The organism is Achromobacter sp. 2789STDY5608615, assembly GCF_001298995.1.
In the GTDB taxonomy this organism is placed as follows: domain Bacteria; phylum Pseudomonadota; class Gammaproteobacteria; order Burkholderiales; family Burkholderiaceae_B; genus Achromobacter; species Achromobacter insuavis.
The window spans coordinates 1-14,762 of the sequence record NZ_CYTY01000075.1 but is presented as its reverse complement, the minus strand read 5'-3'; the positions used below and the strand labels follow the sequence as shown (position 1 = coordinate 14,762).

The window sequence follows — 14,762 nt, the reverse complement described above, 5'->3', positions numbered from 1 at the left end:
GCCGCGGCCGCGCCCGGTCCGCTGGCCGCGCCGCCGTCGCCGGGCAGGCCGCGCCGGAAGAAATTGTCCGGGATGACCGCCGCCACGTAGGTGCCGGAGCCGACCGTGCCGGCGGTATAGCCCTCGCCGCGCAACTGGTCGTAGGCGGCCTCGACCGTGGAGCGGGCCACGTGCCAGCGCGCCGCCAGGTCGCGGGTGGACGGCAGCCGCCCGCCCGAGGGCAGCACGCCGCGCAGGATCCGTTCGCGGATCTGCCGGTAGACCCAGGCCTGCTTGGATTCTCCCGCGCGCGGCGGGTCGACCGGCAGGTCGAGGCTGGATTCCAGCCGGGCATCGCGCACCAGTGGCTTGCTCATATAAGTGGCTTGCTCATATTCATGGAAATGGCCCTATTTCACCCAGCCATTCTATCCCTACATTACGCCCATCGACCCGTCTTTCGGAACCGTGCCATGTCCACCTACACCATCACCCTCGCCAGCGGCCAATTCACCTGCGATGGCGCCACCTCGATCCTGGACGCCGCGCTGGCCCAGGGCGCGGCCGTGCCCTTCTCCTGTCAGCGCGGCGAATGCGGCGCCTGCCGGGCGGTGGTCACCGCCGGCCGGCACGAACGCATCACGCCGCCCAACGAGCGTTCCTACGTCACCGCCGACGATGAACTGTTGATGTGCCAATGCCGCGCCGCCAGCGACCTGACGCTGCGGTTCCCGCATTGGCAGGCCCCGCCCCAGCCGATGCAGCGGCGCGAGGCCACCGTGCTGTCGCGCGCGCCGCTGACGGCCGACGTCACCCGGCTGGTCATCGAAGTGCGCGGCGACGCCGCCTTCACTTGGCAGGCCGGCCAGCACGTGCGCTTCCTGCTGGAAGACGGCAGCCACCGCCCCTTCTCGATCGCCAACGTGCCCGCCGCCGCCGGCCCCGCGCAACTCGAATTCCACATCCGCCGCATGCCCGGCGGCGGCTTCACCGAACGCATCCTGCCGCGCCTGATGCCCGGCGACACGCTGGCCCTCGAAGGTCCGCAGGGCGCCTGCGTCTGGCCGGCCTACGGTTGGCCCGCGGACATCGAGCACCTGGTGCTGCTGGCCACCGGCACCGGCTACGCCGGCATCCATCCGATCCTGATGGAAGCGCTGCGGGACCCGCGCTTCAAGCGCGTCACGCTCTACTGGGGCGGCCGGACGGAGGACGATTGCTACGCGGGGCCGCTGCTCAATGCGCTGCAGGGCAAGGGCGCCGGCTTCGCCTGGCACGCCGTGCTGTCGGAGACCCCCGCCGCGCAGGCCGCCGCCCCCGGGCATGTGCAGGACGCCGCCCTCGCCGCCGACCATGACTGGGCCCGCACCGTGGTCTACGCCTGCGGCAACCCGGCGATGGTGCGGGCGGCGCGCGAGCGGCTGGGCGCGGCCGGACTGGCGCGCGACCGCTTCCACGCGGAAGCGTTCCTGCCCTCGCAGGACGCGGCCGCCGCCGGCGCGCCGGCCGCCCCCGCCCATCCCTGGGAACGGGTCGGCAGCCACTTCACCCTGGACGGCATCCTCGAGGCGCGCCGCCGCTCGCGCGACGCGGTGCGCGAGATCGCCGCGCTGATGCGGCCCGGCATGACCACGCGCGAGGCGGTCAACGCGGCCGACGCGCACCTGCGCCAGATGGGTTCGTCGCACAACTGGCACCCCACCTACATCCGCTTCGGCCCCGACTCGCAGTCGCCCGCGGTGCAGCCCACCGACTTCCAGCGCCGCTTGCGGGAAGAGGATGTGTTCGTGGTCGACATCGGCCCGGTCTGGGACGGCTACGAGGGCGACTACGGCGACACCTTCGTGCTGGGCGCCGACGCCGACCGCGAGCGCTGCGCCGAGGCCGCGCGCCAGGTGTTCGAGCGCACCCGCGAGGACTGGCTCCAGGGCCTGACCGGCGCCGCCCTGTACGACCGCGCCGAGGCGCACGCCCGCCGGCATGGCTGCGAACTGGTGCGCGAGATCCCGGGGCACCGGGTGGCGGATTTTCCGCACGCGTTGTACGGCAAGCACCAGCTGGCGCAGGCGGATTTCGTGCCCGCCGACGGCATCTGGGTGCTGGAGATCCAGGTGCGCGACCGCGCGCTGCCGATCGGTGCGTTCTATGAGGATGTGTTGCTGCGGGACACGCCGGCGGAGGCGGACAGGCTGACAACCTAGGGTTTGTCCTCATGCCAGCCATGTCGATCCGCGGGATGCTCAAACGTCGACCCAGTACGCTCAACTTCCCTTCAAAGGCGGATTCATCATGACGACTGGCACCGTGACCCTGCATCGCGTCCTGCGCACCACCCCCGAACGCGTCTACCGCGCCTTCCTCGAACCCGACGCGGTCGTGCGCTGGCTGCCGCCCTACGGCTTCACCTGCACCGTCCATGAACTGGAGGCGCGGGTGGGCGGCAGGCACCGCATGTCGTTCCGCAATTTCGGCACCGGCCACGCCCACGATTTCGGCGGCGAGTACCTGGAACTGGTGCCGGGCGAGAAGATCCGCTACACGGACCAGTTTGACGATCCGAACCTGCCGGGGCGGATGCAGACCACCATCACCTTGCGCAAGGTCTCCTGCGGCACCGAGATGACCGTGGTGCAGGAGAACATCCCGGCGGTGATTCCGCCGGAGATGTGCCACCTGGGCTGGCAGGAATCGCTGGCGCAGCTGATGCGGCTGGTGGAGCCGCAGATCCCCGACTGAGGCCGATCAGCCTTCGCGTTCGGCCAGCTCGTCCAGCAGCTCGGCCGACGGCACGAAGAACAGGCTGCCGGTGACGGCGCGGCTGTAGTCGAGCAAGCGGTCGTAGTTGCCGGCCGGACGGCCGACGAACATGTTTTCGAGCATCTGCTCGATCGGCCTGGGCGAGCGCGCGTAGCCGATGAAGTAGGTGCCGAATTCACCGGCGCCGGCGCGGCCGAACGGCATGTTGTCGCGCAGGATCTTGATCTCCTGGCCATCCTCTTCCAGGGTGGTCAGGGCGCTGTGCGAGTACGACGGCTTGACGTCGTCGGCCAGCTCGACGTTGGTGAGCTTGCGGCGGCCGATGATGAGTTCCTGCTGTTCGGTCGACAGCTTTTCCCAGGCGGTCATGTCGTGCAGGTACTTCTGCACCAGCACGTAGCTGCCGCCGGCGAACGCTTCGTCCTCGTCGCCGATCAGGGTGTAGCCGGGCAGCTCGAAGCCCTGCGGGTTCTCGGTGCCGTCGACGAAGCCGATGATGGCGCGCCGGTCGAAATAGCGGAAGCCGTGCACTTCGTCGACCACCGTGGCCGCCGAGCCCAGCGCGGCCACCAGCAAGGTGGCCAGCTCGAAACAGGCGTCCATGGCTTCGGCGCGGATGTGCAGCAGGATGTCGCCGGGCGTCGACACGGCGACGCGCTCGCCCGCGCCGATCTCGCGGAACGGATGCAGGGCCGCGGGCCGCGGCGCGCCGAACAGCGTGTCCCAGGCGGCCGAGCCGAACCCGCAGACACAGGACAGGTCGGCCGCCACCGCGCGCGTGCCGACGGTGCGCACCAGGTTGCCGACGTCTTCACACCAGGCGCGCACGGCGGCGGCGTTGTCGGCGCCGGGGTTCAGCGTGGCGACGATGAAGATCGCGTAGCGGGCGTTGGGGCTGAGGACGGCTTGCGGTTCGACGGGTTTTTCGGACATGGGATTCAGTGGGGCCGGCAACGGCCCGCGAGAAAAAAAGGGGCGCTGGCAATATAGCCGATGCGCCCGCCTCAGTTGCCGTCATGCCCCAGGCAGTGGCGCAGCGCCGCCACGAATGCCTCGGGCCGCTCCAGCATCATCAGGTGGCCGCAGCCGTCCAACGCCTGCCGCCCCGCGCAGGCGCGCCAGGCCCAGTCGGGCACGTTCCAGCCGGCGTGCGAACGCGCGCCCGACAGCAGATACACAGGATGGCGCGCGAACACCTGCCGCAAGGTGTCCTGGTACCCGGCCGCGCCCGTCACCGCCACCACCGACGCCGCCATGGCGCGCAGCGTCGAGGCCGGCTGCCAGGCGAGCCAGCGGGCGGCGGTGTCGCGCCAATGCGGCCGGGGCTCGGCCACCGCGCCGCCCAGCCAGCCGAGCGGATCGGCGCGAAAGCCGTCCAGCATGGCCTCGGCCTCGCCCGCGCTCATGCGCGCCACGGACGCCGACCAGAACGCGTCGGCCAGCGTGAAATTGCCCTCGACATTGACGATGCGGCGCACCCGCTGCGGATAGGCCTGCGCCAGCAGCATCGCCACCGCGCCGCCGACCGAATGCCCCACCAGGTCGACCGCGACGCCGTCGAAATGCGTGTCGATGAACGCGCGCAGGTGCTCGACCTGCGCCGGCAGCGAGATGCGCGCCGGCGGCGTCGCCTGGTGTTCGCCGTAGCCCAGCAGCGGCGGCGCGGCGTGCCGTGGCAGGCCCGCGTCGACGTCGAAAGCGCCGATGAGGCCGTGGATCAGCAGCATCGGCGGCGCGGCGGACGCGCGGCTCATTCGGCGCCGCCTTTGCCGCGGGCGGCCGGCGGCGCCAGCTCGGCGAGCAGTTCCTCCAGTTCCTGGCAATGGGTGCGGTCGTGGTCGAGCAGCTCGCGCACGATCTGCTCCAGCGTCATGCGGTGCAGGCCATCGCGCAGGCCGCAGCGCGCCAGCGCCGCCGCGTCCAGCTTGCGCAGCGAGGCGCACAGCTGCGCCCGGCCGCGGCGGAACGACGCCAGCGCGGCGTCCGGGTCCTGTTCCTGGTAGTCGCGCTCGGCCGCCATGGCCGTGCCGTCGACGGAATCGATGCGCGGCAGCGGCGCGGCCAGGATGGCCGCGATGCGCTGGGTGAACACGGCGTCCAGGTCGCGCAGGTGGCAGACGTGTTCGGTGGCCGAAAACCCGGTGCCTTCGGGCCGGCGGGTGCGCCACGCGGCGGGCACCCGCGCCATCAGGCCGGCCAGCGCGTCCGGCATGCGCGCCAGCCCGTCGATGACGCCGGCGAACGGCAGCGCCACGGGCCGCGGGCTGAACACCGCGCCATAGCTGAAGACCGGACCCGCCACGCGGCCGCGCGCCTGCACCACGTCGTGCCCGTGGCGCCGCATCAGGTCGGCCACCAGCGCGCCGCAGAACTGCCGCGCGGTGGTATCCGCCGCGACTTCGGGGAAAACGGTCTCGATGTCGTCGCTGATGGCGGCGACGGCGGCGACGCCGACCCGCGACAGCGCCGCGTACTCGAGGTAGCGGCCGGGCTCATCGATCAGGGCCTCGAGCTGCTGCCCGAGGGGGGTGGCGCGGAAACGGTCGAAACGGGAGTGCATGGCGACGCTCGGCTAGTAACTGCGCAAAACGATACGTTACTAGCCGGCCGCCGTCAACACGCGCGCATCAGTCCGCCTGCGCCAGCAGCTCCGCCGTCAGCCGCGCAATCACCGCGTTCGACAGCATCACCGGCAGGCCGGACGCCGCCGCGGCCGCCGCCCGATGGCGTTCGACGAACCCCATGCAGTCGAGCACCAGCAGGTCGGCGCCCTGCCGCTTGAGTTCTCGGGCCGCCTCGGCCAGGGACTCGCTGTCATCGGCATAGGGCGAGGCCACGGCGCACAGCGGCGCGTGTTGCAGCGCGCGCCACTTGTGCGCCTCGGACGCCACTTGCGACGCCAGCGGCACGATCACGCCCACCTGCCGCGCGCCCGCCAGGGCGGCGACGGTGGGCGAGACGATCAGGTCCGGCTCGATCAGCCACGCGCTGGCGGCGCGCAGGTCGTCGAACGCGCCGGTGCACAGCACCAGCACGAAGGCGCAGCCCTGGGCCTCCAGCGCCGCGATCTTCTGCGTGAGCAGCGCCAGCATGGCGGCCTTGTCCACCACCACCGACGAGCCGTCCAGCAGCCGCGTGATGAGCGTGGCCTGGCCGGCCCGCGGCGCATAGCGCCGTTCGATCTCGTCGCGCGCCAGGCCGTCGAGCAGGCCCGCGTGCAGGCAGGCGGTGCCGGGCGGCAGGTGCCGTTCGAGAATCGGCGTGATGTCGGGCCGCGGGGCCTGACCGATGGTGATGGTGCCGAGCTTGGCCGTGGCGGACATGGTGGCGCTCCCGTGCGTTCAGTGTTGGGCGACCTGCTCGCCCTGCAGATGGGCCAGCGAACCGTAGAGCTTGAGCAGCAGCGCGTATTCGTCGCGGTCGAAGAACTGGCACTTGCCCTGGGTGAATTCCTTGGCCACTTCGACCGCGAACTTGGCGGCGGACGCGATGTCGACCTCGTGGCTGGCGCCCGTGCCGCAGCCCGGCACCACGCTCTCGGTGGTGATGGCCACGCCGACCACCGGCGCCGCGGTGGCGACCGACGGCTGCATGATGCTGTTCACGTGGTACACGCCGTTGTCGTAGGGCGTGATGTCCTGCAGCGAGATCGGGAAGGTGGCGGCGGGACGGCCGGTGGTCGTCTCCATGATGCGCAGCAGGTCTTCCGACATGCGCAGGATGTAGCCCTGCTTGACCGTGGGCGACAGCGCGAAGCCCTTGTGGTTGATGATGCGGTTGCCCTTGGTGGTGTCGATCGACAGCACCGCGTCCATCTCGGCGCTGAGTTCCTGCTCGTTCATGGCCTTCATGTCGACCGGCGAGTCCATGAAATCCACCGGTTCGTGCGGGCGCGTCGGCGCATCGGGGCAGATGTGCGTGCCGATGATCACATCGCCGGCCAGCACGTCGCCCTGCGCCTGCATGTGCGCCAGCTTGAGCGCGGCGGCGACGGCCGCGACCGCGCCGTCGCCGTCGGACACCAGGCCGATGCGGCCCGGCCGCGCGCCGATGCCGCCCAGGCGGCCGACGATGCCGAGCGTGGGCGCCGAGCCGCCTGCGCGCTTGCCCTGGGTGCCGGGAATGACGATGCGCACGAAATCGGTCGAGCCGTTGGCGCCGGTGATCTTGGTGACGGTGACGCTGACGCCGGGATAGCCTTCGAGCAGCGTGGCCACGGTGTGGCCCGACGCATGCGCGCTGTCCAGCGCTTCGAAGGCCTGCAATGTCTGGGAAAGACTCATGATGGATTTCCTTTCGGGCAAAAACGGCAAGAAGGGGGGAATCACTTCTTGCCAAAATGAGCGGTGATGGCGGCGCTGAAGAAGCTGAAGATGGCATCGCCCGCGATGATGCCGCCGGCGAACACTTCCATGTGGTTGCGGTGCTTTTCGCCACCGACCTTCTCGACCAGCAGGCGCAGCGCGATGCCCGCCACCACGGCCCAGCCGGCCAGCGGGTTGGCGATCAGCAGGCCGGTGGCCAGCAGCACGCCGAGCTGGCGCTTGGGACCGCCGATCAGCTGGATGATGGCGCCGGGAATGGCCCACACCAGCAGCATCTGCGCGATGCCGGGGGTGGCGCCGGCGTTGATGGTCGCCACGTAGACCTTGGCCACCGGCGGCAGCTGGCCGCCCGCGAACAGCGCGCCATAGCTGACATACACCACCGGGATCGCGATCAGGAACGCCAGCATGGCGGCGATCAGCTGCTGCTTGCGGCCTTCCAGTTCAAGCGCCATGTCGGCGCCGTTGCCGCGCAGCATGAAGCCGGCCTTGAGGTCGTAACCCATGTCCGCGAAAGCCGGGCCGGTCGCCACCGAGAAGCCGCACAGGATCGCCAGCGCATGCGGCGGAAAGCCGATCAACAGGCCCAGCAGCAAGGTGATGAGCGCCACCGCGAACGCCGGGAACCAGCCCGAGTGCATGGCGGCGATGCCGACGATGAGCTCGTGCACCAGCGCGGCGAAGGCGGCATAGAGGATGAAGCCCAGCAGCATCGGCAGCGACATGTCGGCATACAGCCCGGCCAGCAGCGAGATGCCGGCGGACAGCAGGATGTACCCCACCCCGCCCAGGCGCAGGCTGCTGCCGACGCTGGGACCGGCCGGGCCGCTGGCCTTGGGGCCGGCCTTGCTGCGCATGACCATCGCCACCTGGATCAGCGCCACCAGGCCGGCGCCGATCATCATGCCGTGCGGGATGTACTGCTTGTTGATGTCCATGCCGAACAGCGGCTCGGAATAGCCGCGCAGCAGCAGGCCCAGGCCGAACATGCCCAGCGCCCAGATGTTGCCGATGAAGGCCACGCCGAACGCCGACATCGGGATCTTGAACCACGAGCCCACCGCGCCCACCACGATGCCCAGGCCCAGCAGCTTGGCCTGCGTGCCGCCCTGGTCGCCGGCCTTGATGGCTTCGGCCGCGGCCACGCCGGGCGGCCAGGCGCCGGTGGCCGGAAACACCGAGCTGCCGAACAGGCGGTACAGCATGTAGGCGTCCAGCAGCATCGCCAGCCCCACGCCCAGGAACATCGGCAGCACCATGTCGGGGCGGCCCAGCAGATAGGGAATGGCCAGCGGCAGCAGCAGGCTGTTGGCCGCGCCGAAGGTGGCCGAGGAGATGGCGGTCTGCGCCAGGTTCTGCGTGTGGACCGAGCGGTAGGAGCGCAGCAGGCGCATCGGCACACGGGCCAGGATCATCGCCACCAGCGCGCCGATGATGGAAGTGTTGGGCGTCACGCCCAGGGTCACGATCAGCTGGATGCCGATCACTGCGCCAAACACGCTCAGTGCGGCCAACAGGACCAGGTTGGACAGCGAGAGCGCTCTCGGGTGCGGGTCTTCCTGCACGGAGGCGCCGCCTTGGGCGGCGTGGCGGGGGGGTGGAATCAATCATGGTGCTGACTCGTGGAGGGCATGAACGGGGGATCCCCAGGCCGGATCGCAGACGATCCGGCCGAGGCTTCTGGCTTCCGTCAGCAGGTCCGCGGCCAGCGCTTGCACGCTGGCGGCATCGGCCTGGGCCGCCGGAAAGGAAAGGCACATGGCGAAGCGCTCCATGGACACCGGATCGCTCACGGCGCAGCTGACCGAGGCCACCCCCGGGATGGCCTCGTTGATCGCCACGGCGAAGCCGGACTCGCGCACGTCGCGCAGCCGCGCCAGCACGTCCGGCACGGTCCGCGGCGCTTCGTCGGAAATGAACGGCAGTTGCTTGCCCAGCCGCTTGGCCACCTTGTCGTCACCGTCGCGCGCCAGCAGCACGCGGCCGGTCGAGGTGGCCCAGCTGGGCGAACGGTGTCCGGGATAGGTCGTGACGCGCAGCGGATGCGAGCCCTGCTGCACGTGCAGCACCATCACGTCGCGCCCTTCGAGCACCGAGATGTAGCCGGTGTGGCCGCTCTGGGCGCTGAGCCGCTTGAGCGCGTCCTGCATCTGCGCGGACAGCGAGGTGGTCTCGCGCACCATCCGCGACAGCTCCAGGATCATCACCCCCGGGCCATAGGCGCGGGTGCTCTCCTCACGGTCCAGCAGCCCCAGTTCCTTCATCTGCGCCAACAGGCGCGACGCCGAGCTTTTCGGCATCCCCAGGTGGTCAACCAGGTCCGTCACCGTGACCTTGCGATTGAGCTTGTTGATCAGGCGAAGAATGATGGCTGCGTTTTCGAGTGAGGCCATAAAGTTCCAAAAAATGAGACTTGGTTCCAAGGAATGAGTCAATGTAGTCCTTCCGAAAACGGCCGGATACGCGAACTAACCCTAGGTTTGGAGGGGGTTTGAAAGGTGATTTACGGCACGCTGAATGCGAAGCCGGGGCGCGCGCTGGCCGGCATGCCCTGGCGGCCGCGCTTGTGCGTGTCTGCGATGTGCCCGCGACGCGCACCGCTGTGGCCGCGCCCATTACGGCTGCGCTGGGCGCGTACCGCCGGCGTTGCGCCGGCCGCCCGTCATTCCTCGCTCGGGCGCGGGCGGCGGTTGCGAGCGCGCTGGGCGGGATCGCCGGCCAGCGCATCGTCGGTGGCATTGCGCAAGGCCGCGGCCTGCGCCACCGGCCCCACCGTGATGGGCGCGGGGCCGGGCGCGGCCACGGTCTGCGATGGCAGGATCGCCGGCAGCCCCGCCACGAAGCGATATGGCAGTTGCGGCAGCAGGCCCTGAATCGTGCCCAGGTCATTGGCGGCCTCGGCGCGCGCCTGCAACGCCGCCTGGGCATCGCGTTCGGCCCGGTTGATCGCGACGGTGCGCGCCTGCAGCCGAGCCTGTTCATCACGGAACGCCTGGATCGCGAGCTTCAGGCAATGCGCCGTGTATTGGTCGCGCAAGGGTTCGAGCGCGATGCCGGGTGGGTCCATTTTCGGGGCCGCGGCGGGCGGCGCGGATGACGCTGTGGAGGCTGGCGCGGCCGGCGGCGTTGGTTGAGACGTCGCTGCCGCTGCCGCTGCCGCTGCCGTCGCCGACACCGCCTGCGCCTGCGCGGCGTGGATGCGCGAGAACTCCGCCGCCCGCGCGCGCATCGCGCGGTCGGTCCGCAGTTGCGCGTGCAGGCGTTCGAGACGGTACGGGTCGCGCACCGCGTCGATGCGCAGCGGATCGATCGGGTCAATGGCGTTGGCGCTCATGGCAATTCCCCTGGCCGCGCGCCGGCGCGCGCGGCGTCACCTGGCTAGCGGGACGGCGCGCGGCGGCGCTGCGAACGGATCCACCATTGCTGCGTGATGGCGCCCAGCACGAAGACCGCGAACCACGTCGCCAGCGCGCCGCGCACCAGCGGCGGCTGCGGTCCGTCGGCCAGGGGATGCGACACCGGCAGCCGGGTCAGCGTTTCCGCGATCCCGGGCACCCACATCAGGAAGAAGCTGAACGCGAACCCGAGCTGCGACAGATGGGCCCGCGCCGCCGATTGCGGCGACCGGCGCGACAGGAACAGCGCCCCCGCGACCGACAGCAACGCCAGGATGCCCAGCGCATGGCCGGGATTGAACCCGCCCGTGCTGGACAGGCCGAACGACGTCAGCACCGCCACCAGCAGGCCGCCCAGATAGACCTTGCCGACCCGCGTCGTGCTGTCGATGCCTCGGTAGCGGACGAAGCTGTACAGGCCCGCAAAGGCGGGGACCAGACTGATCAGGGTGTGTGCGGCCCCGAGAGGCGAAATGGGATGCGGCATGAGCAGGGCTCCTTGAAAGCGCCGGCGCGGCCAGGAATGGCGACAGCGCCGGCAACGTGGACAGACATGGGCCGTGACGCCCGGGAAACTCATTAAACAACCAACTAGTTGGTTGGTAAAGCCATTCAAAAAAACGCGCACCCGAAGGCACGCGCGGGCAGGCCATCACGCCGGCGTCGACAACTGCCTGATGGCCGCGTGCGAGATCGACGTGAACGCCTCCGGCGCGCCCAGCGCCCTGGCCGTCAGCATCGCGCCATGGATTGTGGACATGAAGGCCTGCGCCTCGACCAGCACGCCGTTGCGCAACACGAATTGCCCCGTCGCGACGCCGGCGCCGAGCACCGACCCGATCCACGCGGTCAGCTCGCCGAAATAGGCGCGCACCTCGTCCGCCACCGCCTGCGGGATCATCGGCAATTCGGCCGCCAGCATCGCGCAGATGCACATCGGCATGGAACCATCGCGGATGCACTTGGCCCAGTAGTCCGCATACGCCATCAGGCGCGCCTGCGGATCCGTCACATGCTGGTCCAGCGCCGCCAGCCCCGAGCGGGCCTGGTCGCGATGCCGCGTGACCACGGTCAGCACCAGGTCGGCCTTGGTCGGGAAATGGTGATGAATGCTGGCCTTGCCGATGCGCACCCGCTCGGAGATGTCGGCATAGCTGAAGCCGTGATAGCCGCCGGTGGCCAGCAGCAGCCGGGTCTGATCGACGATTTCCAGGGCACGGGGGGAAAGTTCCAGGTTCATGGCAGCCAATCTACTAGTTGGTTGGTTGACTGTCAAGCAGTGAGAGCCAGTCAAGCCAGGCCGTTGGCCCGCTTCCACTTGCGCACGCGGCTACGCGCATTGGCGTAGGGAGAGGACGTGTTCAACTGAATCATCCGGCCCTGGGTGTATTTCTCATACCAGGGAGCGCCATAAAGGTCCGCGTCGCTTGCCGCCGCCACCCAAGCCACGATGCGGGCATGGACCTCGGCGAACTGCTGCAGCAACGCGGGGTAGGGCTGTGCCGCATGGTCGGCATAGAACTTTTGCGCCAGACGGCCCAGTTCGTTCCATCGGTAGCCTGTTTCAGGGAAATCGACGGCATGTCCTCCCGCTTTCGCCTCGCACCATTTGAGTACCAACAGGTTCCAGCCGATCAGATAGGCGACCAGATCGGCCACGCTCATCGTCGTCCCCTGCGCATGGCCTTCCAGTGTGGACCGGTGCGCGCGATCGGCCGGCACATCCGTCAGATCGGCGGTCAGTTTCTGGTAAGTGACGCGAATCGCATCCAGCAATTCCTGCTTGTTCCGGGGAACCGCCACGCCTGGTCTCCTGGTGAAATGAAAAAAGCACCGGGTGAGAAACCCGGTCGTCGAAAGTGTAGTCCGACGCTGTTTTTCAATTCCCTGGCCGAGGCTTCTCGCGGCCCCGGGAACGGGCGCCGCCGCCCGTTCTCACGATTCGCAGGTCCAGCCGGTCGCCTGATGCTCGGCGTTGTAGTGGAGCGCGGGCCAATAACCCGCCATGAACCAAGCCGCGTCGCGCGGCGCAAAGTGCAGGACGTAACCGCCATCAGCGGCGACTACCAGGTCGGACGGGGTGAAACCTGCGAGGAAAGCCGCAGGAGGATCTTCGGGGTCGCCGGTCTGGCGGCCAGCTTCCCACAGGAAGCGCAAACCGGCATCGCATCGCACCGCCAACACCATGGATATCTGCCGCGCCCGGTCGAGCAGGGGCAACGCCGCCCGTGGGTCTGCCACCAGCAGCACTAGTCGAAGACGTCCACCGTCGGCGATCGCGCAGTCCAGCCACGATTCCTGTGCGGGTACGCCATCATGTGTACAGAGTTGCATAGCAGCCAGCGCGGCGTCGGTGCGGTTCCATTCCGGCATCGGATTCGTTCGGCGAAGTCATTGGCGGGAGAGGCGTCAGCGCGGCGTCCGTCGGACCCGGCCTTGTCGGCTCAGCCCTCCCTACTATTAGCACTAAACGATCCCGGAAGCGCCTGCAGTACCAGTCGAAATCCCTTTTCTCGAATTTATTCGGCTACAGCACCTGAGAAGACTGTAGCGCGCTCCTTAACCAATCACGAAAAACACTATGATTTATTTGACCAATACGCCCATGCTGCGTGACGAACTCGTGCCTAGGCATGAGATTTCCGCTTTTTCGGATAACAGCCAAATCTCTGGGCTTCAAAAAAAAACAGCAGAGAACGCTTCTGACAGAAAATTTCCAGTCATCATTCGCCCAAGGGGCGCGCGGATGGTAGGACCGCCCGATCCACGCAGGCAAGCATCCAGGCCCTCGACTAAGCTCCACGATATCTCCAAAATCGAGCATTTTTCCACCTTTTCCGCCATGTATGACCCCCTGCCAATTATCGCGCCAAGGTTGGGGTAGCGCTAATAACAAGCCATCGTGGGAAGTTCCATAGCGTGATCGTTTATCATAAAAATTTTGAAGCGTGCCGCAATGCTCCAGCACAAGCAAATCGACGTGATGTTCGCCAAACGATCCGAACAGTCCATCTGGGTTTGTCACCAAAGCGCCGCCCGGACGATGTAAGTAGGGCTGCCGCGGCCCCCTAATGACAGGAAACGGCAACAGCCTGACCCAATTCCCGGTACCCCCCAACCAATTTGGGACATAAATGGGCCAAAGCGATCGCATTTTTTGCTTGGCGGCACTGTCATTAAGCTCTATAGATTTCGGCATCAAATATCTCGGACCATTACGATCTATTCAAGGTCTGGAACCATAAAACAAATATGCTCTACAGCTATCTCAGCCGATTGGCGTCACACTCCAGGAGGCATACTCGCCGAAATTTGCATTGCAATATCTGCAAGTTTCACTATGAAGAGGAATGACCTTTTCGCAATTTGGACAGAGCCCCTGAGGAGCATCATTCAAGTTTTTTTCAATTGCCAATCTTTCCGCCTCAGTCTCCGCTTTAGGGTTGGGCCAGGCAGGAGTATGGATCAAACGCTCCCTAAACATCTTCGCGTCCTCAGCTGTGATAAATCCACTTTCGAGGTGGGACGAGATCAACCACTCGCGCTCTTTCATCCATTTTTTGTCAATCCTTCTCAGTCCGACAAAAACAGGGGATAGATAAATACGTAGCGGCGAGGGATCCATAGCCCCGTAATGCAAGTGCAATTCGCCAAAATTTGTTGTAAGTGTGACGAAAGTATGGATCTTCTTTCGCGAAGTTAGCATATTGAGGACACCAGCTATCGCCACCCCTTCCAACGCCCCCTCTACACCGAAACCACCACCTATAAAACCACCACCTTGCACGACCGTTCCTGGTCCAGTAATCGCAAGATCAACCACTTCCACCATCGAAAATCTAGCTACTGACTCAAGCCCACTGCACGTTACAACGGTGCTTGAAAAACTAACGGTGACCGTATTACCGGCCATAAATGGGAAACCGCCAGACCCCAGCACAATGCAATCTTTCAAGATCAAGACAGAACTATCTATGTTCTCTGGCACACCCATCTCCCATAAAAAAATTCTGAAGTAGAAGTATTTACCCGAAATCTACATAAATAATAAAAATAAAAGCCAATAACGATCGAAGCGTGTTTTCAACCAAGGCCCTCTAGCATCGAGCACCTAGGGTCAGTTAGTTTAATTCACCGCTTATCATATCTTCACAGTCGATCACAACTCTCCAGTACCCGGATGCCAGGCGCCGTCGCACAATGACGGCAACGATATATGGGACGGCCAGGCAAAACCGCGTGGCCGCCCCCCCCATATGCCGCCCTGGTTTTCGGAGCATATCCCCCATGTCGACCCATCGCCCCC

Annotated in this window: 17 protein-coding genes; 3 read left to right on the top strand and 14 right to left on the bottom strand. The window is 67.0% G+C overall.

Annotation, left to right across the window (positions count from 1 at the left end; all coding sequences use genetic code 11):
• Positions 1 to 356, bottom strand: a 356-nt coding sequence (locus AOZ49_RS31005; RefSeq protein WP_231690494.1) for a GntR family transcriptional regulator, incomplete at its 3' end; no start/stop codon positions are given.
• Between the two features lie 96 nt (positions 357 to 452).
• Here AOZ49_RS31005 and AOZ49_RS31000 point away from each other — a divergent pair.
• Together AOZ49_RS31000 and AOZ49_RS30995 are read left to right on the top strand one after the other, a co-directional pair.
• Positions 453 to 2,180: an NAD(P)H dependent flavin oxidoreductase family protein gene (locus AOZ49_RS31000; protein ID WP_054479735.1), complete on the top strand. Its 1,728-nt coding sequence runs from the start codon at positions 453 to 455 to the stop codon at positions 2,178 to 2,180.
• 88 nt (positions 2,181 to 2,268) lie between these two features.
• Positions 2,269 to 2,715: an SRPBCC family protein gene (locus AOZ49_RS30995; RefSeq protein WP_054479733.1), complete on the top strand. Its 447-nt coding sequence runs from the start codon at positions 2,269 to 2,271 to the stop codon at positions 2,713 to 2,715.
• 6 nt (positions 2,716 to 2,721) lie between these two features.
• On the opposite strand, the gene AOZ49_RS30990 is transcribed toward AOZ49_RS30995, so the two are convergent.
• The 12 genes from AOZ49_RS30990 to AOZ49_RS30935 form a co-directional block, all read right to left on the bottom strand.
• Positions 2,722 to 3,669: a Dyp-type peroxidase gene (locus AOZ49_RS30990; RefSeq protein ID WP_054431746.1), complete on the bottom strand. Its 948-nt coding sequence runs from the start codon at positions 3,667 to 3,669 to the stop codon at positions 2,722 to 2,724.
• A 71-nt stretch (positions 3,670 to 3,740) separates the two neighbouring features.
• Complete coding sequence (locus AOZ49_RS30985) at positions 3,741 to 4,490, bottom strand: alpha/beta fold hydrolase (RefSeq protein WP_054479731.1); 750 nt, start codon at positions 4,488 to 4,490, stop codon at positions 3,741 to 3,743.
• The gene (locus AOZ49_RS30980; protein ID WP_054479729.1) at positions 4,487 to 5,296 is read right to left on the bottom strand and encodes a DinB family protein; all 810 of its coding nucleotides are present in this window, start codon (positions 5,294 to 5,296) and stop codon (positions 4,487 to 4,489) included. Before AOZ49_RS30980 ends, AOZ49_RS30985 begins: the two co-directional genes overlap by 4 nt.
• A gap of 67 nt (positions 5,297 to 5,363) precedes the next feature.
• Entirely contained in the window at positions 5,364 to 6,059 is a 696-nt protein-coding gene (locus AOZ49_RS30975; RefSeq protein ID WP_054479728.1) for an AroM family protein, read from the bottom strand.
• 18 nt (positions 6,060 to 6,077) lie between these two features.
• Positions 6,078 to 7,019, bottom strand: coding sequence for a DUF1177 domain-containing protein (locus tag AOZ49_RS30970; RefSeq protein WP_054479726.1), 942 nt, complete (start codon positions 7,017 to 7,019; stop codon positions 6,078 to 6,080).
• A 41-nt stretch (positions 7,020 to 7,060) separates the two neighbouring features.
• Positions 7,061 to 8,668 (bottom strand): OPT/YSL family transporter, encoded by a 1,608-nt coding sequence (locus tag AOZ49_RS30965; RefSeq protein ID WP_369815894.1) that lies wholly within the window; start codon positions 8,666 to 8,668, stop codon positions 7,061 to 7,063.
• The gene (locus AOZ49_RS30960; RefSeq protein WP_054431750.1) at positions 8,669 to 9,454 is read right to left on the bottom strand and encodes an IclR family transcriptional regulator; all 786 of its coding nucleotides are present in this window, start codon (positions 9,452 to 9,454) and stop codon (positions 8,669 to 8,671) included. It abuts the gene before it with no gap.
• Between the two features lie 269 nt (positions 9,455 to 9,723).
• Positions 9,724 to 10,395: a hypothetical protein gene (locus tag AOZ49_RS30955; RefSeq protein WP_054431751.1), complete on the bottom strand. Its 672-nt coding sequence runs from the start codon at positions 10,393 to 10,395 to the stop codon at positions 9,724 to 9,726.
• Between the two features lie 44 nt (positions 10,396 to 10,439).
• The gene (locus AOZ49_RS30950) at positions 10,440 to 10,943 is read right to left on the bottom strand and encodes a DUF2306 domain-containing protein (RefSeq protein ID WP_054479723.1); all 504 of its coding nucleotides are present in this window, start codon (positions 10,941 to 10,943) and stop codon (positions 10,440 to 10,442) included.
• A gap of 165 nt (positions 10,944 to 11,108) precedes the next feature.
• Positions 11,109 to 11,696 carry a TetR/AcrR family transcriptional regulator gene (locus AOZ49_RS30945; RefSeq protein WP_054431753.1) on the bottom strand — a complete coding sequence of 196 codons (588 nt, stop codon included), beginning with the start codon at positions 11,694 to 11,696 and terminating at the stop codon, positions 11,109 to 11,111.
• Positions 11,697 to 11,746: 50 nt separating this feature from the next.
• Positions 11,747 to 12,259, bottom strand: a complete 513-nt coding sequence (locus tag AOZ49_RS30940; RefSeq protein ID WP_054479721.1) for a ClbS/DfsB family four-helix bundle protein — start codon at positions 12,257 to 12,259, stop codon at positions 11,747 to 11,749.
• A gap of 132 nt (positions 12,260 to 12,391) precedes the next feature.
• Positions 12,392 to 12,829, bottom strand: a complete 438-nt coding sequence (locus tag AOZ49_RS30935) for a hypothetical protein (RefSeq protein ID WP_054479719.1) — start codon at positions 12,827 to 12,829, stop codon at positions 12,392 to 12,394.
• Positions 12,830 to 13,037: 208 nt separating this feature from the next.
• On the opposite strand from AOZ49_RS30935, the gene AOZ49_RS33200 reads away from it, so the two are divergent.
• Positions 13,038 to 13,340: a hypothetical protein gene (locus tag AOZ49_RS33200; RefSeq protein ID WP_197286807.1), complete on the top strand. Its 303-nt coding sequence runs from the start codon at positions 13,038 to 13,040 to the stop codon at positions 13,338 to 13,340.
• Between the two features lie 384 nt (positions 13,341 to 13,724).
• On the opposite strand, the gene AOZ49_RS32805 is transcribed toward AOZ49_RS33200, so the two are convergent.
• Positions 13,725 to 14,417 carry a hypothetical protein gene (locus AOZ49_RS32805; RefSeq protein WP_197286806.1) on the bottom strand — a complete coding sequence of 231 codons (693 nt, stop codon included), beginning with the start codon at positions 14,415 to 14,417 and terminating at the stop codon, positions 13,725 to 13,727.
• Positions 14,418 to 14,762: the final 345 nt, after the last annotated feature.

Excerpts from the sequence above, each read along its gene's own strand:
- AOZ49_RS30970 (WP_054479726.1), bottom strand. The coding sequence starts at position 7,019 with ATGAGTCTTTCCCAGACATTGCAGGCCTTCGAAGCGCTGGACAGCGCG.
- AOZ49_RS30955 (WP_054431751.1), bottom strand. The coding sequence starts at position 10,395 with ATGAGCGCCAACGCCATTGACCCGATCGATCCGCTGCGCATCGACGCG.
- AOZ49_RS33200 (WP_197286807.1), top strand. The coding sequence starts at position 13,038 with ATGATTTATTTGACCAATACGCCCATGCTGCGTGACGAACTCGTGCCT.
- AOZ49_RS30980 (WP_054479729.1), bottom strand. The coding sequence starts at position 5,296 with ATGCACTCCCGTTTCGACCGTTTCCGCGCCACCCCCCTCGGGCAGCAG.
- AOZ49_RS30945 (WP_054431753.1), bottom strand. The coding sequence starts at position 11,696 with ATGAACCTGGAACTTTCCCCCCGTGCCCTGGAAATCGTCGATCAGACC.
- AOZ49_RS30985 (WP_054479731.1), bottom strand. The coding sequence starts at position 4,490 with ATGAGCCGCGCGTCCGCCGCGCCGCCGATGCTGCTGATCCACGGCCTC.
- AOZ49_RS30990 (WP_054431746.1), bottom strand. The coding sequence starts at position 3,669 with ATGTCCGAAAAACCCGTCGAACCGCAAGCCGTCCTCAGCCCCAACGCC.
- AOZ49_RS30960 (WP_054431750.1), bottom strand. The coding sequence starts at position 9,454 with ATGGCCTCACTCGAAAACGCAGCCATCATTCTTCGCCTGATCAACAAG.
- AOZ49_RS30935 (WP_054479719.1), bottom strand. The coding sequence starts at position 12,829 with ATGCCGGAATGGAACCGCACCGACGCCGCGCTGGCTGCTATGCAACTC.
- AOZ49_RS30975 (WP_054479728.1), bottom strand. The coding sequence starts at position 6,059 with ATGTCCGCCACGGCCAAGCTCGGCACCATCACCATCGGTCAGGCCCCG.
- AOZ49_RS30995 (WP_054479733.1), top strand. The coding sequence starts at position 2,269 with ATGACGACTGGCACCGTGACCCTGCATCGCGTCCTGCGCACCACCCCC.
- AOZ49_RS31000 (WP_054479735.1), top strand. The coding sequence starts at position 453 with ATGTCCACCTACACCATCACCCTCGCCAGCGGCCAATTCACCTGCGAT.
- AOZ49_RS30950 (WP_054479723.1), bottom strand. The coding sequence starts at position 10,943 with ATGCCGCATCCCATTTCGCCTCTCGGGGCCGCACACACCCTGATCAGT.